Source organism: Streptomyces sp. NPDC059909, from assembly GCF_042730885.1.
GTDB lineage: Bacteria > Actinomycetota > Actinomycetes > Streptomycetales > Streptomycetaceae > Streptomyces.
On record NZ_JBHWKX010000010.1, the window covers coordinates 38,580 to 59,701 of the forward strand.

Genomic DNA, 21,122 nt, shown 5'->3' on the forward strand with positions numbered 1-21,122 from the left:
ACACGCAGGTCAGTGGCACATGTGGTGGGACACCATAGTTCAGTCGCCTGCTGTGCGCGCGACCACCATGGAGGCGGCCGGGGTCTCCGCGACGGCTTCGACGAGGCCCGCGAAGGAGGCTGTCCGAGTTGCGGGCATGATTTGCGACGTCGTGCTGACTCCCGTGCTGGTTTGGTGCTGACTGAAAGCCCACGTCATCACGGTTGCGTCCAGGGAAGTGGTGTACAGGTTCGCCCTGATCCGGGGTTTGCTCCGGCTTCTGGCAGCCACGCCTTGAGGGTCGACGGGATCGAGTAGTTGTACATGGGGGCGCCGATCAGGACGGCTCCGCCTGCTCCAGTTCCTCGATGAGCTTCACGCGCGCGGCGAACGCGGCGGACTGCTCCGGGGTGTGCTCGGACGGGGCGGCGAAACCGGCGGTGTGGGCGTCGGCGGTGATGTGCGGGACAGGGTCGGCGGCGACGTCGCGGTAGACCACCGTGCCCTCCGGGTGCCGCTCCTCCCAGGCCTTGCGGAAGGCGTCCGCGACCGAACGGGACGAGGACGCCTCGCCGGGGAACACGGACGAGTCGATGTGCAGCAGCGTGGCCATGGACTTCCTCCAGAGAGCGGTGCCCGAGGCGGGCAACCAAGAGCTGGGATTCATATCCGACGATAGTTTCACTCAAGATGGTATTGAGTGATACTATCGCGAGTTAAGCGAAGGATTGAGCAGATGGGAGGTGGGCGATGTTGGACGTCTATGAGGCGGTCACGAGCCGACGGGCAGTGCGCGGATTCACCGACCGGCATGTCCCGAGGGAGGTGCTGGAGCGCGTGCTGTCCGCCGCGGCTTGGGCGCCATCCGGATCGAACCTCCAGCCGTGGCGCGTCTATGTGCTGACCGGTGGGCCGCTGGCCGAGCTCAAGAAGCGCGCCGGCAAGCGCCTGGCCGCGGGCGACCCCTGGGACGAGCCGGAGTACCAGCAGTACCCGCCCGCACTGAAGTCCCCGTACTGCGAGCGCCGATCCGCCTTCGGCGAGCAGCGCTACGGCGCACTCGGTATTCCGCGCGAGGACCTGGAGGCGCGCCAGAGGGCCGCTTCCGCGAACTGGGACTGTTTCGGCGCGCCCGCCGCCCTGTTCTGCTACATCGACCGCGATCTGGGCCCGGCCCAATGGGCCGACCTCGGCATGTATCTGCAGACCGTCATGCTGCTGCTCCGCGCCGAAGGGGTGCACAGCTGCCCGCAGATGGCATGGGCGAAGTATCACACGACCGTCGCGGAGGTCCTGTCACCCCCGGACGAGCTCATCCTCTTCTGTGGCATGTCGATCGGGTTCGAGGACGTCACGGTGGGTTACACCCGTACGGGCCGGGCGCCGCTCGACGAGACAGTCACATTCGTCGACACAGTGGACACCGCACGCCGAGCTCGGTCCCCGGAGGGGACGGCAGCGACCTGCTCTTCCTCAAAGCTTCACGGTCCTGGGACCAGAACCACGGATCTCGCGAGGCGCCATGCACCTCGCGGCCGACGGATACAGCCTGTCGCACGTCTCAGTGACGGCTTCGCCAGACACGTCGGGCGGTCGGCGTCCCAGATCGGGTTGCCGCCCGGAGCTGGTTGAGAAACCAATCCGATTCCGTGCCGTGGCGAGAAAGATGGATCATGATGATTGCTTGTGGCCGGATACGGTCTCGTGGGCTCGCTCGGGCTTCAGTGGGGGCGACTCGACGAGTGGTCGTAGCCACGAGAGGCGTACAACGATGACGGGCGACAAGGGGACGCGTTCCCTGCCATCGAGCCGACCGCCCGAAGACCCCACGTCGGAGGGCTTGCGCGCCCTTCCCCGTCCCGTGGCCGTGGTGGTGGGCGCCGGTGGCGTGCTCGGAGCGGCGCATGTTGGTGTCGGGTACGCGCTGGAGAAGCGCGGGTTCGTCCCGGACATGATCATCGGAACCTCGGTGGGCGCCCTCGTCGGGGCCATCGCGGCCGCCCACCCCGACGGGTCCGCGCCGTGGCTGGACCGCGTGTGGACCCAGTTGCGTCGCCGTGAGGTGTATCCGCTCGGCTACCTGCCCTCACGGGCCAGCATCTTCACCGATCGCGGCCTGCGTCGACTGATTGCCCAGTCCGGGCTGCCGTCTCGGATCGAGGAGCTGGCCGTCCCGTTCACCGCAGTGGCCATGGACCTGGGCACCGGCGCTCCGGCGTTGCTCGACCACGGGGACCTCGAGTCCGCACTGCTGGCCAGCGCGGCCGTTCCCGGGATCCTGCCCCCGGTGGACCGCGAGGGCAGGACGCTCGTCGACGGCGGGGTGATCGCCTATGTCCCGGTACTGGCGGCCCTGCAGGCCAGGGCGGCCAGCGTGGTGGTGCTGTCGACCGGGCCGGAGAGCTCGCCGTTGCGCCCGACCGTCCCGCGCCGACGGGCCAGCGCGATCGCCGCAAGGGCCGGGCTGCTGCTGATGCACCATCAGATCGAGCGTGATCTGCACGAGGTGTCGAGGCACATCCCGACCGTCGTGCTGCCGACCGGCATCGAGGCCTGGCCCGCCCCATGGGACTTCGGCCATTCCCAGCGGCTGATCAGCACCGCGTCCCGCACGGCGGGACGCTTTCTCGACGGGCTGCGCATCAGTGGGCCGGGCCTGTATCGGGTCGACGATCCTCGGGCGGCGTCGGCCGGGCCGGGCGAGGCATCGACTTCCTCCGTATCGGGGGTCGCCCTGTGAGTACCATCTCGTTCCTCAACATCGCCATGCACGGGCACGTCAACCCGACGCTGCCGGTCGTGGCCGAGCTTGTTCGGCGCGGCCACACCGTCACGTACCACACCTCGCCCGCTTTCGGTGAGGAGATCGAGGCCACCGGCGCGAGGGTGCATCTCTACCCCGGTGGCGACCAGCCGCTCCCCGATCCGCCGGTGCCGGTCACGCTGATGGAGGGGCTGGCGCGCACCGCCGTCCGCTTTCTGCCCGGGGTGCTCACCGACCTGCGCCGCGTCCAGCCCGAACTGATCGTCCACGACAGCGCGTGTTTGTGGGGTGCGGTCGCCGCCCGCGAACTCAAGGTGCCGGCGGCGTCGTCGTTCACCACGTTCGCCTACAACCGGCACGTGCCCAGCCCCACCCGCGGCTCGTGGGACCTGCTGTCCGATGCGACGGCTCGGCCCCGCAGCCTCCAGGGCTACCTGCGGGCGCGATGGAGGCTGCACCGCCAGTTCGATGCGCGCGGGCTGCCACTGGTCGACGTGGCAAACATCCGCCAGCCCCTCAATCTGGTCTATACCTCACGGGCGTTCCAGCCTTCGGCCGAGGACTTCGACCAGTCCTACCGGTTCGTCGGCCCGAGCATCGGCGCCCGCCCCGTCGACCCGTCGTTCCCGGTCGACCGGCTGCAGGACCCGGTGCTGTATGCCTCGTTGGGCACGGTGTTCAACGCGGCCCCGCAACTGCTGCGCAGCTTCGCCACCGCGCTGGCCCCGCTGGGCGGGACCGTGATCGTCTCCACTGGGCAGACCGATCCCGCCGCGCTGGGTCCGTTGCCGGCCAATGTGCTCGCCCGCCGTTTCGTCCCGCAACCGGAGGTGCTGGCCCGCGCGGCGCTGTTCGTCACCCATGGCGGGGTGAACAGCGTCAACGAGGCCATGTACGCCGGGGTTCCGATGTTGGTGGTCCCGCAGGGCGCCGACCAGCCGATGGTGGCCCGTCGCGTGGTCGAGCTCGGCGCCGGCCTGTCGATCCGTACCCAGGACGTGACCGAGGGCTCCGTGCGTGCCCTCGCCGGGCGCCTGCTCGACGACCCCCGGTTCTGGGCAGCCGGGGTCACCCTGCAGGTTGCCCAGCACGAGGCGGGTGGATACCGGCGCGCCGCCGACGAACTCGAGCGGTACCTGCATGCGGCCGGCTCGTCCGGTCAGTCGGCTCCCGTCGATCCGTCACAGCGAGGCTGAGCGATGTCATCCGTCGTCGTCCTGCTGCTGCTCGCCGGGGTGTCGGAGGCCGCCGGGCGCATCCTGCCTCTGGCAGTGCGCCGCCCCGGCATGTCGCGGACTCTGGTGGCCAGCCTGCTGTTGGCCGGCGGCATCGTCGAGGGTGCTGTGTTCGCGCTGTGGCCGCTGACCGCGTGGACCCTGGCCGAGCTGCTGCTGTCCTCACCACCGCCGGGCGCCGGGTTGGTGTGGACACCGGGCCTGGTTGCCCCGCTGATGCTCGCCGCCGTCCTTGCATTCCCGTTGCTCGGGCCCCTCCTCCACCTGTTGCTCTTCGTCGGGGTGGGGGCCGGTCTGGCCAGTCCGCTCGCCGCGGCGAGCGGGCTGGGCTGGTGGGCCGCCGCCGGTTGCGTGGCCGTCGCCGGGGCCGGGCTTGGTGTCGCTGTAGAGGCCGTTCGGCGTCTGGTCGTGAGGATCAGCGCGGCCGAGGCGCGGGGGGCGATCGCATGAACGGTTTCGTGCTCTGGGTCTTCGCGATTGGGCCGGCTCTGCTCGCCGAAGCTCTGCTGGCCCGCTACGAGGTGCTGGCCTACGGCGCCGGCTGGCGGGCCCCCGTCACCGTACTCCCGGAGGGCGTGCCCTACGCCCGGGGCGCGGCCGCCGAACGTCCCCCGGATGCCTACCTGGTCTACCTCGACGGCATCGGCAAACGCCGCGTCCGCGACAGCCGCGACGGCGGCCAGCTGGTCAAGGCCCTGATCGCCGGAGCGCCGGAGCTGCGGGTGCTGAGCCAGGTGCAGCCCTACTCGCCACTGGCCGACCCGCTGGCCGATCGACCGGTGTGGACGTGGCTGCGCCGCCGCATCGGGCTGCTGCTGTTCCTGCACAACGTCATGCAGATCTTCGTCGCCGCCGACCACCGGTACCGCCCGCTCTACAACCGGGCCGTCGGCTCCCAGATCGCCACTCAGCTCCGGCTCGCCGGCTACCAGCCCGACAGCGGTATCCCCGTGGTGCTGCTCAGCTACAGCGGCGGCGCCCAGGTCGCCACCGGCGCGGTCGACGAACTGCACACCCAGCTACGCTCCCCGCTCGTACTGGCCAACCTCGGTGGCTTCCTCAACGGCGCCAACGACCTCACCCACGCCGAGCACCTCCACCAGCTCACCAGTGCATACGACCGGGTGGAGCGGGTCGGCACCTGGATCTTCCCTCAGCGCTGGCGGCTGTTCCGGGGCAGCGGATGGAACCGGGCCCGCCGCGCCGGGAAGATCACCGTGCATCGGCTCGACCCGGCCACCCACGTCGGGCCGCGCAGCTACATCAGCCCGACGGCTCAGTTGCCCGATGGCCGCAACCACCTCGACCGCACGGCCGACACCGTGATCGCGCTCATCCGCGCCCACCACAGCGCGACCGTGGCGACGGATGACCCGTAGCCATGAGGGCCTCGGCCAGAGCGCGCAGCGCAGGGTCGGCGCGGAGCTTGCGGGCGAGCTGCCCGGCCACCGAACCCACCGCGCCGGCCGCGCCGGAGACGAACACGACATTGCCCTCCCTGACCGGCGCGACCTCCGTCAGGGATGCCCACGCTCGCTTCGGCGGCTCGGTGCCGCCCGCGGTGCCCGCCTCGGTGAACAGGCCGATCAGCAGGCGGCGCAGGTCGGCGGTGAACGCGGTGCAGGGTCCGGGTCCTTCACCGCCGCCGCGCACCTGCTGGGTCTGTCGCAGCCGACGGTGACCACCCAGATCCGCGCCCTGGAGCGACAGCTTGGGCGCGAGCTGTTCGAGCGGCTGCCGCGAGGTGTCGCCGCCGCGCCCTACGCGGACGCATTCGCGGCCCGGATCGTCGCGCCCCTCGATGCCCTCGCGGCCGTCACTCCGGCATCTTCGGCAGATCGGGCTGTCGTGGAAGACGTTGCTCCTGGAGCAGTCGCCGACCCAGGGTTGGAGATGAGCGCGTGGCGGGCCGGCAAGGTCGCGCAGGTGGGACGAAATGTGGTCGCTCGGGCACTGGTTCGCAAACGGTCTGGATCTTGGTCCAGGGAGGCCGTGTTCCGTGCCGCTGCCTTGCCCCCGTGCAGCGCCGTCGCATGGGCTCGGAGGGCGATCACAGGAAGCCTCCGTACACACGACAGGAGGGCAAGCCCGGGTGCATGGTCGCGGCGGTTCGCAGGGTCCGCGCGGAGCGGTCGGCGTCCTGACGGCCCGCCGGAAGCAGGTCACCGTCCGCCCGTCGGCGGACGGTGACCCGCCCCGTGGTCACTCGTGCGCGCGCCGCCCCTCCGCCTCCTTCAGGAGACCGGCCGCGAACTCCGCGCCGTGCGCCGAGAGCGGCACGAACGCGGGGAGCAGGGTGAGGGGCACGCCGCCCGGCACGACCTTCCGGAAGGCGGTCCTCACCTCGGTGAACTGCGCGGTCAGCGGCACCCATGCGGGGGTCGCGCTGTCGTCCGCGGGTCGCAGACTCCTGCCGAGCGCCGCCAGCCGGCCGAGCAGCGGCGCGTCCCGGTCCAGGTCCTCCCCGGAGGGGAGCCGGCCCACGGCGGCGAGCAGCCCGCGGGCGAGGGGCACGGCCTCGCTCGCGCGGCTCCTCCTCGGACGACCGGTCACGGCCCGCCCGAACTCGTCGACCGAGGGCGGGGACGGTCGGCGCACGGGCGATCGCCGAGTTCGGGATCGACGTGTCGAGGCTGCACTGGGACATGACCAGCATGTCTGTCCATGGTGACTTCCCCGCCGAGGACCAGGACGAGCAGTTCCCGGTCATCGGCTACGGGCGCCCCAAGGACCGGCGGGTGGACCTGAAGCAGGTGCAGGCCGGACTCGCGGTGTCCGCCGACGGCGGCATTCCTGTCCACGCCCGTGTCTTCGACGGGGGTGCGGCCGAGGTCAGCCAGGTCGTCGGCGCGATGAAGGACCTGCAAGGCATGGCTGGTGCACGGGAGTTCTTGATGGTCGCCGATTCCAAGCTGGTGTCCTATGCGAATATCTCCGCACTGCTCGCGGCCGGCGTGGATTTCATCGCGCCGGTCCCGGCTGCCCAGGTCAAGGACGAGGTCTACGCGGCCCTGGACCTTGCACAGGCACAGGCGGTGGACTGGGTGCCCGAGCGGGACGTGGACAAACCGGCCGCCGAGCGGGAGAGCTACCGGGTGCTGGAGGACGTCCACACCATGGCCGGGCGCCGCAAGCGGGATCCGGTGCACCGGGTGCGCCGGGTCCTGGTGCACTCCACCGCTGTCGCGGCGGGCCAGCGCCGGGCCCGCGAGAAGCGACTGGCCCGGGCCGGCGAGGAAATGGACAAGCTCGCCGGCGCGGCGTGCGGCTGGCACTACGGCACCCACCAGAAGATCACGGCCCGGATCGGGGTCATCGCAGCCAAGCGGCACGTCACCTCCTGCCTCCGCTGGACGATCACCGGAGACGAAGGCGAACCTCCCGCCCTTCAGTGGCACTTCGACCAGGACGTCCTGGCGGCCGAGGCTGCGGTGGACGGCTGGTGGGCGCTGCTGACGAGCATCCCGGCCGAGCAGGCTGGCCCGGACCAGATCCTTGTCCATTACAAAGGCCAGGGCGCGGTCGAGCGCCGTTACCACGACTTCAAAGGCCCCCTGGCGGTCGCGCCGGTGTTCGTGCAGCACAACCGGCGTGTCGCCGCTCTCATCCAGGTCATCTGCCTGGCCCTGCTCGTTTTCAGCCTGATCGAACGGCAGGTCAGACGCGCTCTGGGGTCCGAGCAGACCATGGTCGGCCTCTACCCGGACCAGCGCCGGGTCCGCCCCACCGGCCGCATGATCTTCTACCACCTCGGCGAACTCACCCTGCGGATCGGCAACACCACCGATCCGCCCACCATCCAGATCACCCGCGGCGTCCAACTCCACCTCCTTGATCTCCTCGAAACAGACATCACGCGAACCCGCTGGCCACAGACCTGAAACGACGACCTGCGAAGTCCGGGTCTAGTGCCGTGCCGAGATGCGAACACGCCAAGGTCCGTAGCAGGAAAGGCAATTGATGGGGAGGCAGATCGCTCGTCATCATTGCCTTGATCGCTCGACCTGGCGAACCTATGCGGTCAAAGCTCTAGCTGACCAGGCGCGATACCAAGGCGGCCTTCCTGCCGTCGTCCGCCCAAGGAACGCTCACGGACGTTGTCACCAAGACGCTGAAAAACTGGGGTTCGCCGAACACCCCAACTCCAAGCGGCGGGGAGCGGTCGACGAGGTCGGCGAACTTCATGTTCGACCTCGTGGAGGACGCCGTCACGGATGTCCTGGGGTCGGTGCCGTGTGCCGACGTGTCGCTGAGGTGTCGGCGAGTTGCTGCAAGAGGTGAGCAAGTCGCGCAGGTCGTCGCTGGTGATGGACCCGGCTCCGACGAGCTGCTGCAGGTGGACATGCCACTGACCTGTGACGTCACGGGTGGCCTGCTCGTCCTCGGCAGCGTCGGCGGTGAGCAGTCGGGTCCGTGCGTCGTCCAGGTCGGCGATTGCGGCGCCGCCCGAACCGGTACGTGCGCCGCGGTCGCTCCGCTGCCGCACGAGCCCTGTATCCAGTCCGTCATCGAACGGCTCGCGGCGGCGGGCTGTGCCCGGACTGCGCGGTCGTCTGCCGGCCGACGAACCCGGGACCACGGCCGGCCCCGGCGAAGGCATCTTCGTCGCTGTCCTCGAATGGGACCCCGCCCCAGGCCGCTGCCCGGACGGCGCCCGGCTGCGCTGGACGGATCGCGCCGGCTGACACGCCATTCCGCCCCGAACCACCCCTCGCCGCAGGCCCCGAGTTGTTCACGGTGCGAAGCTGCTCGATCATCGTCAGTAGTGCCGGCATCGGAAGATGACCCGGTGGCCGCCGGCCATGGCATCGAGCCCGGCCGCCGGCCGGTCGTGACAGCGAGTCGTTCGATCGGGTGGCGCGGCTCCACCAACCCCAACCGACGACCGGCGTGGGCAGGGCATCAGCACCCCGCGGTGCCGGTGACGACGCGTCCACAGACCCGGTCAACGGTATGAATCGCGGTGCGACGGCAATTGCGAGACGCTGGGGAGGCGCGCGCCCGGCAGTGGCGACGGGCAGCGCGCCCGACAGCGGCGACGCATACCCAGCGTGACACCCGCACCTAGCGAGGAAGGCGGGCTGTGATGAGCGATTCAGATACGGGCGCCGCCGGGCGGAGCCAGGGCGAGATGGCCCAACTCTCGGCGATAAGGTTGAGCGTCAATGATCAGGTGCGGCGGCTTGAGGTGGATCCGCGGACCTCGCTGCTCGACGCGCTGCGCGAACATCTGCGCCTGAGCGGAACCAAGAAGGGGTGCGATCACGGGCAGTGCGGCGCCTGCACCGTGCTGATCAACGGCCGGCGCGTCAACTCCTGTTTGACGCTCGCCGTCATGCACGAGGACGACGAGATCGTGACGATCGAGGGCCTGGGCGATCCCGATGGCCTGCACCCCATGCAGCGCGCCTTCATCGAGAGTGACGGCTTCCAATGTGGCTACTGCACTCCCGGCCAGATCTGTTCGGCTGTCGGAATGCTCGCCGAGGCGGAGGCGGGTTGGCCCAGCCACGCCACCGCTGACGTGGCCTCGCCGCGGATCGCGTTGACCGATGAGGAGATCCGAGAGCGGATGAGCGGCAACATCTGTCGGTGCGCCGCCTATCCGAACATCGTCGCGGCCATCCGTAGCATCGCGGAGGGAGGCCCGGGATGAGGTCCTTCACGTACGAGCGAGCGACGGATGTACAGGCCGCCGTCGCCGCGGTGTCCAGAACCGGCGCGAAGTTCATCAGCGGCGGCACCAATCTGCTCGACCTGATGAAGCTCGACATCGAGAAACCCAGCCATCTGGTCGACATCAGTCGGCTTCCGTTGCGGGACATCGAGGAGCTCCCGGACGGCGGACTGCGCATCGGCGCGCAGGCGGCGAACTCCGAAGTGGCCGCCGATGCCCGAGTGCGCACCCGCTATCCGGTGCTGTCGGAGGCGCTGGTGGCCGGCGCCTCGGGCCAGTTGCGCAACAAGGCGTCCACCGGTGGAAACCTGTTGCAGCGCACTCGCTGCCCCTTCTTCTACGACACTGCCGCGGGCTGCAACAAACGGAATCCCGGATCCGGATGCTCGGCGATCGGCGGGTTCAACCGGATACACGCGATCCTCGGTGCCAGCGACTCCTGCATCGCTACCCACCCCTCGGACATGGCCGTCGCGATGGCCGCGCTGGAGGCGGAGATCGAGCTGCTCGACGCCGATCAGGCGGTACGCCGCGTCGCCATCACGGACTTCTACCGGCTGCCGGGCGATACGCCGCACATCGAGACCGTGCTGCGGCCCGGCGAGATGATCACGAGCGTCGTCCTGCCCCCGCCGCCGCCGGGCCGGCAGAAATACCGCAAGGTTCGCGACCGGGCGTCGTACGAGTTCGCCCTGGTCTCCGTGGCGGCTGTCGTCTCGACCGATCAGGGAACGATCAGTGAGGCACGGGTGGCGTTCGGCGGTGTGGCGCACAAGCCGTGGCGGTCCGTCGAGGCGGAGGCCGCGTTGACCGGCCGTCCGGCCACGATGGCCACCTATGGCGCCGCCGCCGAGGCGGCGATGCGCGACGCGGTCGGGCAGGGGCACAACGACTTCAAGATCGAGCTGGCCAAGCGCACGCTGTGCCGCACGCTGGCGCAAGTGGCAGGGACGAGCTGAGGAGGCGGCATGATCGGGCAAGCTGTGAGCCGCGTCGACGGCCCGTCGAAGGTCTCCGGCCGGGCCACCTACGCCTACGAGCACTGGGAGGCCGGCCAACCGCTCTACGGCTTCATCGTCGGCGCGACGATCGGCAAAGGCCGCATCACGCGGATCGACACCGAGAGCGCCGAACAGGCACCCGGCGTGCACATGGTGATGACCCATCTCAATGCCCCGGCCCAAGGCCACCGCGATGAGTCCATTCCGTTCGAATACTGGCGCGCCCAGCCGGTGCTGACCGGCCCCGACATTCACCATTACGGCGAGCCGGTGGCACTCGTCGTCGCCGCGACCCTCGAGCAGGCCCGAGCGGCGGCCGATCTCGTCGAAGTCGAATACACCGGCGGGCGGGGACGTTTCGACTTTGCCGAGCAGGAAGATGAGGTGTACATCCCGAAAGTGGTCAATGCCGGTCTCCCCACCGACACTGCGGTGGGCGATTTCGATGCCGGGTTCGACAGCGCGGCGGTCAGGGTCGACGAGTACTACACGACGCCGTACGAGTTCTCGATGCCGATGGAGCCGCACGCGTGTCTGGTGGAACCGCGCGACGAGGACCTGGTCGTCTACGTCAGCTGCCAGATCGTCGATGCGGCGCGGGCCTCGATCGCCAGCACGCTTCGGATCGACCCGGCGCGGGTTCACATCGTCGCCCCCTTCGTCGGCGGGGGATTCGGTTCCAAGCTGGGGATCCATTCCGAGACGATCCTGGCAGCGCTCGCCGCTCGCGCGTTGCGCCAACCGGTCAAGGTCGCGATGACCCGGCAGCAGATCTTCCAGCTCGTCGGCATGCGTCCCATATCCAGCCAGCGGGTTCGGCTGGGCGCGGGGCGCGACGGACGGCTGACTGCGATCGCCCATGACGTCACCATGCACACCAACCCCGATGTGGAGTACGCCGAGCAGACCGCCGCCACGACCCGCAGCCTCTACGCCGCGCCCCACCGGTTGACCAGCCACCGGCTGGCGCCGCTCGATCTGCCGCCCGGGACGGACGTCCGCGCGCCGGGCGAGGCGCCGGGCATGCTGGCGGTCGAGTCGGCGATGGACGAGCTGGCCCATGCGCTCGGGATGGACCCGGTCGAGCTGCGGATCCGCAACGAGCCCGCCGTCGATCCCGAGCGAGATGTGCCGTACAGCGACCGGCACCTGGTCGAGTGCCTGCGCGAAGGCGCGCGCCGGTTCGGCTGGGAGCACCGCCCCGCCACCCCGGCGAGTGTGCGCGACGGACGGTGGTTGGTCGGCTACGGCATGTCGGCCGCTATTCGCGGGCATTTCCAAGGGCCGACAACTGCGCGGGTGCGGCTGGAGGCGGACGGCACCGCCGTCGTCCAGACGGACATGACCGACATCGGCACCGGTACCTACACCATCCTGACCCAGGTCGCGGCCGACGGGCTCGGACTGCCGCCCGATCGGGTGCGGATCGAGCTCGGGCGTTCCGAGCTTCCCACCAGCTGGGGGTCCGGTGGCTCGTGGGGCGGCGCCGGCTCGAGCACTGCGGTGCATGGGGCGTGTACGGCCCTGCGCGAGAAGGTGCTGGTCGCGGCGCGCGGCGACACGCGCTCTCCGCTTTACGGCCTGGACCCGGCAGACGCCGTGTTCTCCGATGGCAACGTGGGTATCGGTGGCGCGTCCGAGGCGCTGAGCGAGATCGTCGCACGCGACCATCCCGAAGGTGTCGAGGCGGAGGGCGTGACCCGCTTCATGGCCGATGATCCGAACTACACGGACTACTCGATCAACACCTACGGGGCCCATTTCGCCGAAGTGGGGGTCGACGCGGACACCGCGGAGATCCGTCTGCGGCGGATGCTCGGCGTGTTCTCGGTGGGCACCGTGCTCAACTCGAAGACGACCCGCTCGCAGCTGATCGGCGGCATGATCTGGGGGGCCGGCGCGGCCCTCGAAGAAGAGGCCGTCGTCGACCCGCGATCCGGCGCCTTCGTCAACCGGGATCTCGCGCAATACCTGGTGCCGGTCCACGCCGACATCCCCGACGTCGACGCCGTCGTCCTTGACGGGTTCGACGACAAGGCCAACGTCCTGGGCGCGAAGGGCGTCGGGGAGGTGGGCATCTGCGGGGCCGGTGCGGCGGTCGCGAACGCGGTGTTCAACGCCACCGGCGTGCGCGTGCGCGACTTCCCCATCACCATCGAGAAGCTATTGCCCGGTCTACCACCGATGGATGCCTGAATCTGTGACGACGGTGCCGGTTCGCCTGCCAGTAGGCGTGAGCCGGCAGTGTGATATTCCTCCTTGCGGGCTGCCGTGCCGCGGCCCGAAGCATTGGGGCGGACGATACCGATGCACCGGCGCAATTGCCGGTAGGTGCGAGCCGCTTCGTCTCGAACGGCGTCTCCGTGCTGCTGACCTGTGCGGCTCGGCGCCGCGGATCGCTCGCCGTCCAGGCAAGCCGCTACGTCACTGATCTTCGCGTCATAGCGGCCGTCTTTCCGGCCACCTGGCTACTGAGGCCGCGAAGAAGTCGAGACCGCAGCGGCCCGTCTCCGAGCAGGATGGCCAACCGTCCTTGAGCGCAGGCCGCTCACTGTCCTTACCACCAGGCGCTTCACCGCAAGGGCACCGGCAGTGGCGACTGCGCCTGGTCTCAGGGCTGGAGAAGCCGGCCCGACTCCTCCGGCAACACGACCGCCCTCACGATCCGCAGCAGCTTCGCGAATCAGGCTCGGGCCGGTTGTCGTACTCGTCGTGGCGGCGCCACCAAATGCCGGTCTCGTTGCGCCCGCGTGGTGCGCGGTCGAGCCACTGGTACATGCCCCAGAGGCCGTCCAGCCCGCGCGCGTACGCCGAGTAGGTGTGGTGGACGACGCCGTCCTCGAGTGCGAAGGCGCTCATCCCCGGCAACTCGCGCCTGTACGTCGCGGCGTCCGTTCCGAGCGCGGCGGCGATGTCGGCGATGGGGCTGTCGCCGGGCTCCGGCGTCGGCGTCACGTCCATCGACCGGAAGTTGTATTCGACGACTCCGGAGCGCTGCTGCTCCTCGGTGATCGACGTGCCGAAGTCATGGTTGAAGTCGCCGCCGAACGACGACGCCCAGGGGAAGGTCCAGCCCATCCGCCGCTTGTACGCCTGCAGCTTCGCGAGCGGAGCCCTCGACACCGCGCAGAGCGTGACGTCGTGATGGGCGAGGTGGACGACGGAGCCGTCGAAGCCGTCCGCGATCGCCGAGCAGGACGGACACCCTGCCCCGAAATCGGGCCCGAACATGAAGTGGTAGACGAGGAGCTGCGAGCGTCCTCCGAAGAGATCGGCGAGGGACGCTGTGCCCTCGTCGGTCGCGAAGCGGTACTCCTTGTCGATCCGAACCCAGGGCAGCTCCTGCCGCTTGCGCGCCAGTTCGTCGCTGCGCCGCGTCAGCGCCTTCTCGGACTCGAGCAGCTCCAGCCGGGCCGCAAGCCATTCTTCACGTGTTCCGGTCTTGTGATCGGTCATTGCTCCTCTCCTCCCGCTCTGCTGCCTCAGCGACGCGCTTGATGTTCGCCAACCGCCGATCCCAGTCGGCCGCGAGCGCGGCCATCCACCGCGCCGTCGCGTCCAGAGCCGCGGGCCGCACCGCGTACCGCACCTCGCGTCCTACCCGGCCGCCGGAAACCAGCCCGGCGGCGTCCAGGACGGCGAGGTGCTTGACCACCGCCTGCCGCGAGACGGGCAGTCGTGCGGCGAGTGTTGTCGCGGTGGCCTCGCCGTGTGCGGCGAGCAGATCAAGCAGCTGACGTCGCGTCGGGTCGGCCAGCGCCGCGAGGACGCTGTCGACCGCCTCGGCGGCGCCTATACGGTCGTCCGTCACGTGGAGGGCTGTTCGGCGCGCTTCTTGAGCGCGTCGAGCTCCAGGGGCCAGCCTTCGCTGTGGTCTTTCAGGTTCTGGGTGCGCAGCTCCTCGGACCCGGCCAGCGCCGCGAACCCGCTCTCGACGACGCGCAGCCGTGTCCGGTCGCCTTCAGGGGTCAACGTGAACTCCACGAGGGTGCTGTTGTCCTCGCGCAGCTCTTCTCCGGGGAACGCGCTGGTCCAGCGGTAGGCCAGGTACGTCGGCGGCTCGACCTTTTCCACACGTACCGGGAAGTCGCCGTGCTCGGCGTTTCTCGCCACCATCGACTCGCCTTCCTTGGCAACAGTGCCGGGCAGGCTCGCTTTGTCGGCCACCCAGAAACCGGGTTGGGCCACCAGCGACCAGACCCGCTCCAGGGGCGCCGCGATCAGGGTTTCGCGCTCGATTCGGTCCTCGCTCATGAGGGGACTCCTTCGCCGTCGCCAATTGATGCAACTCCAGAGTTGCACGTCGACCCCTCCAGGTGCAACCCGTGAGTTGCACTCCGATCGAGCGACACCGCTTCACCCGGTTTCCCATCACGGCGCTCCGCCTGGCGGACAGGGCGAACCAGTTGGACCGCCGGCGTACGGCGGCACCCGCGCGGACTGGTCGTCGAACGACGGGTACCACGTGCCTCGCAGGCGAAGCCCTGCATCTTCGCGGCGTCGTCGTGGACTTGGGGGCGCCGCTTGTCGTCGCATGTGTGGGTGCCGCCCGAGGCGGTGGCTACGGTCTGGCCGGCCGGTAACGAGCTTCGGCCCGCGGCTGTGGCAGCCGCGGGCCGAAGCCGGGAGAAGGGGGACGTTCGTCAGGCGCGGGTCAGGTGATCTTGGGCATCTCCCCCTGTGTCGTCTGCAGGTCGATCACGGAGAAGGTCGCGCCCTGGGGGTCGGAGACGGCAGCGAAGCGGCCGAAGGGGCTGTCGTGCGGTCCGAAGTGGACCTGGCCACCGTGCTTGGTGACGGTGGCGATCGCTTCGTCGCAGTTTTCGACGGCGAAGTAGATGTTGACGTACGGCGGGACCTCGGCGGGCCAGTCCTTCGTCATCTTCATCCGGCCCAGCACGGTGTCGTCGCCGAGGTTGTAGAGCTTGAAGTCGATGGCCTCGTCCTCCATGGTCCTCACCCCGTAGCCGAAGACGGCGGGGAAGAAGGCGTCAGCCTTCGCGGCGTCGCGCGTGGTGACTTCGGCCCAGCAGTACGAACCGGGCTCGCCTTCCTTCTCGAAGCCTTTGTGCGTGCCGGCCTGCCAGACGCCGAGGACGGCGCCGCTCGGGTCCTTGGCCATGAGCATCTTGCCGAAGTCGCCGACGGCCATCGGCTCCATCATGAGTTCACCGCCGTTGTCGCGGATCTTGGCGGCGGTGGCGTCGATGTCCGGAGATGCGAAGTAGATGCTCCAGGCCGGCGGGCCTTCCCAGCCGGGCATCTGGGGGGAGAGTGCGGCGACGTTCTTGCCGCCGGAGTACGCCTGTGTGTAGTTGCCGTATTCCTCCGACGCTTCGCCGTAGGTCCAGCCCAGCAGTTCACCGTAGAAGCTCTTCGCGGCCTCCAGGTCGGGGAACATCGCGTCGGCCCAACAGGGCGCGCCCTCAGGTTTCACGGCCATGGCCTGACTGCCTCCTGCTCGAGTGGGTGTCTGGCTTGCCACGGTATTCGTGGATCAGGTGCCGCACACGGCAAAGAAATCGAACACATGGTCAATTCTTTGGGTGATGCCACGGAGTGCGCCGTCCGCGACTTCTCGAGCAGTGGTCCGCCCGGACCGGAGCGGCGGGAGTTTCGCCCCGGCGGGGCACGCCCGGACGTCAGTGTCTCCGCCGATGCCGTCGTCGCCGAGGACGACGCGACCGCCCGCGAACTCGCCACCGGCTACGGCCTGTGGGTCCGCAGCATCCGCACCGCCGAGGGCGCCATCGCTTCCCGGCCCCGGAGCAGGCCCGCGCCACGCCTGGACCGAGGCGGACCGGGCACTGATCGCCGAGCGGGTCGACACCCAGTTCGTGGACTCTCCGGGGCGCGTTGCCGACCAGCACGAACAACCGCAGGAGGCAGTTTCTGATGCCGTGCGGCAGGCACCTCGGCTGCCTCAGGCTCCGGAGTGCTCTGCCGGGACGGTGAGTTCACCGCCGCGGTAGAAGCCCTCCCGCTCCTCGGCGACGTAGGGAGCCATGGCCTCGCGCCGTTGCCTCTCCGCGTCGGAGGAGCGCCAGGAGTCGCAGGATTCCTTGGAGTCCCAGAACGACACCCCGGTGATCTCCTGTCCGTCCTCGGACCAGTACGCGTAGGCGCGGAGCATGCCGCCGGGGGGCGTGCCCGGGCGCCATGCCCGCTCGAAGTCCTGGAGTGTGCCCGGCTTGATGCGCCGCGTCGTCACCCAGACGAAGTGCTCCTGCATCGCAGTCTCCTTGTGAACGGCTCCCGTGTCGGAGCTCTTTCGGTTCTCCTGCGCACCTGGTGCTCGTGGCAGGCGTCAACGCACTCGGCGGTCCTCCAGCGAGGCGGCGTGCAACTCTTCGTCGGCCGGGGGCAGGCGCGGGGTGTGGCTGACGAGCCGGCCCGACCCCAGGGGACGGTCAGCCTGGCACGGCCCGCAGCAACGGAGCACACGTCCACGCCGGGCATGATCAGTGCTCGTGTCCGTGATCGTGGATCTCTACGGTGACCGCTGAGGGCGGCGGTGCCACCTCGCCGAGCGTGGTCCTGGCCTCCGTGGTCATGTCCCCGGCCTCGAGCCACGCCTCTTCGGCAGCCGAGGCGACCCAGCGGCCGGCGACGATGCCGTTCGCGATACCCCCGAGGCGGACCTTCCGGACGGCCGGTGTGCCGTCAGGGAGGCGCTCAGAGACCCCCTGGATGAACAGGCCGCCCACCACGCCGGAGACCGCGTCGTGCGCGAGACGCCCGGCTGCGGAACCGGCGAGAGCGAGGGGATGCATGGAGGGCTCCTTCCGTCTCCGCCGAACGACGGACCTCGGCTTCCAGTCTGCGCCCGCGCCGCTTCCGGCGGCGAACCGAGGCCGCCGGCGTCGAGCGCACCGTTCAGACCCGCTGCGGACCGCTCGGGTGCGGAGCGTGTGTTCACGGTCGCCGTAAGCCAGGCCGGCGCCCCGCAGACTGATCACCGGCGCGGGCCGGGCTTCCCGTTCCGGCCGACTGGCAGGAGGCACCCCGCCAGTCGGCGGGGGTGGTTCGGACACCTGGCGGATGGTTGAAATCAGCAGCACCCCTGAAGTGTGGTGACCGTGGGACAGGGCTCAGCTCCGGCCGTGCCGTCCGCGCCGACCGTTTGCAACGTCTGCCGGTGGCTGCATCCGCACCGGGCGGTCGCTCGCTGTGGCTTGGCCTGGCGCGTATGCGGCGGTACTCGAAGGGCCGGGCCGGAGGCCGTTCCACCTGACAGACATACGCGGCCGAGCGGACGATTCCGACCCGAAGCCGATAGCGGATTGCACTGACTGCAGGTGAACGACACATGTTTTCGAGTTCTTGTGACAAGACCAGAGCCCATGACCTTCTGACCTTCGGGTGGCGTGCCCCCGCTGCTGTTCCAGTACGGGGCCGCCGGGCGCAGGTCACAGGGGCAGGTGCCGACAGGAACGTCCTGGGGAACTGTCGTGATCGGCAATAGCTTTGAGGACCCCACGGCCACTCCGGCCGGATCCGCGTCCGTAGAGGACACCACGGCCACGGACTCCCGTGAGGCAGCGGCAAGTACCGAGATGCATCTGGCCGAGGTGCTGGCGGGCGTCCTGCGTACCGACCACGTGCCGCCCGACAGCAACTTCTTCACCGATCTCGGGGCCGATTCCATGGTGATGGCGCAGTTCTGCGCCCGAGTGCGCAAGCGGGACGACGTGCCGGCCGTGTCGATGAAGGACATCTACCGGCACTCCACGATCCGGAGCCTGGCCGCCGCGCTCGCGGAGGCCATGCCCTCTCCGGCGCAGGCCGGCGCGCCGTCCGCAGTGGTGGCGGAGTCGCCGGCCGGGTCGTCAACCGGCACAGAAGCACTGTTCGCCGAGGTGCTGGCGGGTGTGCTGCGTACGGAGCGGGTGCCGGTCGACGGCCACTTCTTCACCGATCTCGGGGCCGATTCCATGGTGATGGCGCAGTTCTGTGCCCGGGTCCGCAAGCGGGACGACGTGCCGGCCGTGTCGATGAAGGACATCTACCGGCACTCCACGATCCGGAGCCTGGCCGCCGCGCTCACGGACACCGAGGCGGCCTCCCCGATCCCTTCGCGGGAGCCTGAACCGGCCTCTTCCCCCGCCCCGGCTCGGACCGGCACGCCGTCCGGCGCATCGGCCGCGTCGCCGTCCGGCACATGGCCGTACGTGCTGTGCGGGGCAGCCCAGTTGCTGGTGTTCCTCGGCTTCTCCTGTGCCGGGGCCCTCGCCGCCGTCCACGGCTACGAATGGATCCAGGAAGGCTCCGGGACGGCCGACGTCTATCTGCGGGCGGTCCTGTTCGGCGCGGCGGTCTTCTTCGGACTGTGCGCCCTTCCCCTCGTGGCCAAGTGGATACTCATCGGCCGCTTCACCCCCGGCAGAATCCCCGTGTGGAGCCTCGCCTACCTGCGCTTCTGGTGCGTCAAGACCCTCATCCGCACCAGCCCGGTGCGACTGCTCACCGGCTCACCCCTGTACGTGCTGTACCTCAGAGCCCTCGGCGCACACATCGGAAAAGGCGTCACCATCCTCACGCGCAACATTCCGGTCTGCACCGACCTGCTCTCCATCGGTGACGGCACGGTCGTGCGCAAGGACGTGTTCCTGTCCGGCTACCGGGCGCACGCCGGCTGGATCGAGACGGGCCCGCTCACCCTCGGCGCAGAGGTGACCGTCAGCGAGCAGACCGTCATCGACATCGAGACGTCGATGGGCGACGGCGCCCAGTTGGGCCACGCCTCCTCCCTGCATCCAGGACAGACCGTGCCTGCTGGTGAGTCGTGGCACGGCACACCGGCTCAGCCGGCGAAAACCGACTACCGGGCCGTCGAGCCCGCGGCCTGCGGCACCCTGCGCAGGGCCCTCTACAGTCTGTGGGAGCTGACGGCCATCCTGCTGCTCTACCTGCCGCTGACGGTGGGCGGCGTGAGCATCGTGCTCACCGCCGTGCCGCAGCTGAACGCGGTGGTGACGTCGGGCCCGCCGGCCTTCACGAGCCCGGCGTTCTTCCTCGAGGCGCTGATCGCGTCCCTGGTGGCCTTCTTCGGCGGCCTGCTCGCCGCACTGCTGATCATGAACACGCTCCCACGGCTGCTCAGCCTGGTGATCGAGCCGGGCAGGATCTACCACCTCTACGGCTTCCACTACGGCATTCAGCGGGCGGTCGCGCGGATGACCAACCTCAGGTTCCTCGTCCTCCTGTTCGGTGACAGCTCCGCGATCGTGCACTACCTGCGGTCCCTCGGGTACGACCTGTGCCGTGTGCAGCAGACGGGGTCGAACTTCGGCTCGCTGGTCAAGCACGACACCCCCTACCTGAGCCGGGTGGGCACCGGGACGATGGTTGCCGACGGCCTGTCGATCATCAATGCCGACTTCTCCAGCACGTCCTTCCGCTTCACCAGGGCATCGATCGGGGCGAGCAGCTTCCTCGGCAACAACATCGCCTATCCCTCACGCGCCCGGACCGGCGACAACTGCCTGCTCGCGACGAAGGTCATGGTCCCCATCGACGGGCCGGTGCGCGAGGGCGTGGGGCTGCTGGGCTCGCCCAGCTTCGAGATCCCGCGAACAGTGCTCCGCGACAGCAAGTTCGACCACCTGGCCCGTGGCGACGAACTGCGCCGCCGCCTCGCCGCCAAGAACAGGCACAACGCATTCACGGCCGGCCTGTTCCTGCAGATGCAGTGGTTCCACTTCTTCGTGCTCGCCCTCATCGCCACGGCCGCCGTCGACCTCTACCCCTTCCTCGGCCCGGTGGTGTTTGCCGCGGCCGGCCTGCTCACCCTGTCGTTCACCGTCGTCTTCTTCGCGCTGGTGGAACGAGTCGTCACGGGATTCCACCCGCTGAGGCCGTTGTACTGCTCGATCTACGAGCCGTCGTTCTGGGGACACGAACGCTTCTGGAAGCTGACGACACACCGGTACATGCAGGTCTTCAACGGCACTCCGTTCAAGACCATGGTCTGGCGGCTGCTGGGCGTCAGGATCGGCCGCCGGGTCTTCGACGACGGCTGCTCGCTGGTCGAGCGGACCCTTGTCAGCATCGGGGACCGCTGCACCCTCAACGCCGGGACCGTCATCCAGTGCCACTCGCAGGAGGACGGTGCCTTCAAGTCCGACCGCATCACGATCGGGCAGGGCGTGACCCTCGGCGTTGGGGCGTTCGTCCACTACGGCACCTTGATCAACGACGAAGCACAGCTCGCCGCCGACTCCTTCCTCATGAAGGGTGAGGAAGTTCCCTCTCGTGCACGATGGGGCGGGAACCCGGCCCAGGAAGTAGGTGGCGTCAACGAGCCGCGAACCGATCGACATGTGGTTGATCGTGTGGGTGCCCCGACCGGTGTCACCGAGGGTTCCGGCATACGGTGAACGCCCGGTCGGGTGCCGATGGCAGCACCAGCCGGTGCTCACAGGTGCACATCGGTGCGTCGACCCGGCTGCAGCGTCACGGCGACG

17 protein-coding genes and 4 pseudogenes are annotated in these 21,122 nt (G+C 69.4%); 12 read left to right on the forward strand and 9 right to left on the reverse strand.

The features are described from left to right. Positions 1–263: 263 nt before the first annotated feature. Positions 264–592: pseudogene (locus tag ACFV9O_RS09935) on the reverse strand (FMN-dependent NADH-azoreductase); the annotation flags it as partial. Between the two features lie 140 nt (positions 593–732). Between ACFV9O_RS09935 and ACFV9O_RS09940 the strand changes: the two are divergent. The 5 genes and pseudogenes from ACFV9O_RS09940 to ACFV9O_RS09960 all read left to right on the forward strand — a co-directional run. Beyond that, positions 733–1,392 (forward strand): annotated as a pseudogene (locus tag ACFV9O_RS09940) (nitroreductase); the annotation flags it as partial. A 427-nt stretch (positions 1,393–1,819) separates the two neighbouring features. Beyond that, on the forward strand, positions 1,820–2,719 hold the full coding sequence (locus ACFV9O_RS09945; RefSeq protein WP_385414765.1) for a patatin-like phospholipase family protein: 900 nt from the start codon (positions 1,820–1,822) through the stop codon (positions 2,717–2,719). Then, complete coding sequence (locus tag ACFV9O_RS09950; protein ID WP_385414768.1) at positions 2,716–3,939, forward strand: macrolide family glycosyltransferase; 1,224 nt, start codon at positions 2,716–2,718, stop codon at positions 3,937–3,939. Before ACFV9O_RS09945 ends, ACFV9O_RS09950 begins: the two co-directional genes overlap by 4 nt. Before the next feature lie 3 nt (positions 3,940–3,942). Beyond that, positions 3,943–4,428 carry a hypothetical protein gene (locus ACFV9O_RS09955; RefSeq protein WP_385414769.1) on the forward strand — a complete coding sequence of 162 codons (486 nt, stop codon included), beginning with the start codon at positions 3,943–3,945 and terminating at the stop codon, positions 4,426–4,428. Further along, complete coding sequence (locus ACFV9O_RS09960) at positions 4,425–5,357, forward strand: hypothetical protein (protein ID WP_385414772.1); 933 nt, start codon at positions 4,425–4,427, stop codon at positions 5,355–5,357. Before ACFV9O_RS09955 ends, ACFV9O_RS09960 begins: the two co-directional genes overlap by 4 nt. Here ACFV9O_RS09960 and ACFV9O_RS09965 read toward each other — a convergent pair. After that, positions 5,311–5,631, reverse strand: a complete 321-nt coding sequence (locus tag ACFV9O_RS09965) for a hypothetical protein (RefSeq protein WP_385415001.1) — start codon at positions 5,629–5,631, stop codon at positions 5,311–5,313. The genes ACFV9O_RS09960 and ACFV9O_RS09965 overlap by 47 nt on opposite strands. Between ACFV9O_RS09965 and ACFV9O_RS09970 the strand changes: the two are divergent. Beyond that, positions 5,605–5,799 (forward strand): annotated as a pseudogene (locus ACFV9O_RS09970) (LysR family transcriptional regulator); the annotation flags it as partial. The gene ACFV9O_RS09965 and the pseudogene ACFV9O_RS09970 sit on opposite strands and share 27 nt — an antisense overlap. Before the next feature lie 381 nt (positions 5,800–6,180). On the opposite strand, the gene ACFV9O_RS09975 reads toward ACFV9O_RS09970, so the two are convergent. Then, positions 6,181–6,576 (reverse strand): hypothetical protein, encoded by a 396-nt coding sequence (locus ACFV9O_RS09975; protein WP_385414775.1) that lies wholly within the window; start codon positions 6,574–6,576, stop codon positions 6,181–6,183. Between the two features lie 47 nt (positions 6,577–6,623). On the opposite strand from ACFV9O_RS09975, the gene ACFV9O_RS09980 reads away from it, so the two are divergent. The 4 genes from ACFV9O_RS09980 (at position 6,624) to ACFV9O_RS09995 (ending at position 12,852) form a co-directional block, all read left to right on the forward strand. Beyond that, complete coding sequence (locus tag ACFV9O_RS09980; RefSeq protein ID WP_385414777.1) at positions 6,624–7,859, forward strand: IS1634 family transposase; 1,236 nt, start codon at positions 6,624–6,626, stop codon at positions 7,857–7,859. Between the two features lie 1,205 nt (positions 7,860–9,064). Then, the gene (locus ACFV9O_RS09985) at positions 9,065–9,634 is read left to right on the forward strand and encodes a 2Fe-2S iron-sulfur cluster-binding protein (protein ID WP_385414779.1); all 570 of its coding nucleotides are present in this window, start codon (positions 9,065–9,067) and stop codon (positions 9,632–9,634) included. Further along, a complete protein-coding gene (locus ACFV9O_RS09990) occupies positions 9,631–10,614 on the forward strand; it encodes an FAD binding domain-containing protein (RefSeq protein ID WP_385414782.1) in 984 nt (327 codons plus the stop codon). Before ACFV9O_RS09985 ends, ACFV9O_RS09990 begins: the two co-directional genes overlap by 4 nt. Before the next feature lie 9 nt (positions 10,615–10,623). After that, entirely contained in the window at positions 10,624–12,852 is a 2,229-nt protein-coding gene (locus ACFV9O_RS09995) for a molybdopterin cofactor-binding domain-containing protein (protein ID WP_385414784.1), read from the forward strand. 462 nt (positions 12,853–13,314) lie between these two features. Here ACFV9O_RS09995 and ACFV9O_RS10000 read toward each other — a convergent pair whose 3' ends face one another. The 4 genes from ACFV9O_RS10000 to ACFV9O_RS10015 all read right to left on the reverse strand — a co-directional run bounded on the left by ACFV9O_RS10000 (position 13,315) and on the right by ACFV9O_RS10015 (position 16,099). Beyond that, on the reverse strand, positions 13,315–14,112 hold the full coding sequence (locus tag ACFV9O_RS10000) for a DUF899 domain-containing protein (protein ID WP_385414785.1): 798 nt from the start codon (positions 14,110–14,112) through the stop codon (positions 13,315–13,317). Beyond that, positions 14,084–14,467, reverse strand: a complete 384-nt coding sequence (locus tag ACFV9O_RS10005) for an ArsR/SmtB family transcription factor (RefSeq protein WP_385414788.1) — start codon at positions 14,465–14,467, stop codon at positions 14,084–14,086. The genes ACFV9O_RS10000 and ACFV9O_RS10005 overlap by 29 nt, the downstream gene beginning before the upstream one ends. Beyond that, on the reverse strand, positions 14,464–14,910 hold the full coding sequence (locus ACFV9O_RS10010) for an SRPBCC domain-containing protein (RefSeq protein WP_385414790.1): 447 nt from the start codon (positions 14,908–14,910) through the stop codon (positions 14,464–14,466). The genes ACFV9O_RS10005 and ACFV9O_RS10010 overlap by 4 nt, the downstream gene beginning before the upstream one ends. A 400-nt stretch (positions 14,911–15,310) precedes the next feature. Then, positions 15,311–16,099: a VOC family protein gene (locus ACFV9O_RS10015; protein WP_385414793.1), complete on the reverse strand. Its 789-nt coding sequence runs from the start codon at positions 16,097–16,099 to the stop codon at positions 15,311–15,313. 189 nt (positions 16,100–16,288) lie between these two features. Here ACFV9O_RS10015 and ACFV9O_RS10020 point away from each other — a divergent pair. Next, a pseudogene (locus ACFV9O_RS10020) lies at positions 16,289–16,544 on the forward strand (LLM class flavin-dependent oxidoreductase); the annotation flags it as partial. A gap of 35 nt (positions 16,545–16,579) precedes the next feature. Here ACFV9O_RS10020 and ACFV9O_RS10025 read toward each other — a convergent pair. After that, positions 16,580–16,888, reverse strand: a complete 309-nt coding sequence (locus ACFV9O_RS10025; protein ID WP_385414795.1) for an antibiotic biosynthesis monooxygenase — start codon at positions 16,886–16,888, stop codon at positions 16,580–16,582. 229 nt (positions 16,889–17,117) lie between these two features. Then, positions 17,118–17,429 carry a DUF1490 family protein gene (locus ACFV9O_RS10030; protein ID WP_385414797.1) on the reverse strand — a complete coding sequence of 104 codons (312 nt, stop codon included), beginning with the start codon at positions 17,427–17,429 and terminating at the stop codon, positions 17,118–17,120. 783 nt (positions 17,430–18,212) lie between these two features. Here ACFV9O_RS10030 and ACFV9O_RS10035 point away from each other — a divergent pair. Then, the gene (locus tag ACFV9O_RS10035) at positions 18,213–21,035 is read left to right on the forward strand and encodes a Pls/PosA family non-ribosomal peptide synthetase (RefSeq protein ID WP_385414989.1); all 2,823 of its coding nucleotides are present in this window, start codon (positions 18,213–18,215) and stop codon (positions 21,033–21,035) included. Positions 21,036–21,122: the final 87 nt, after the last annotated feature.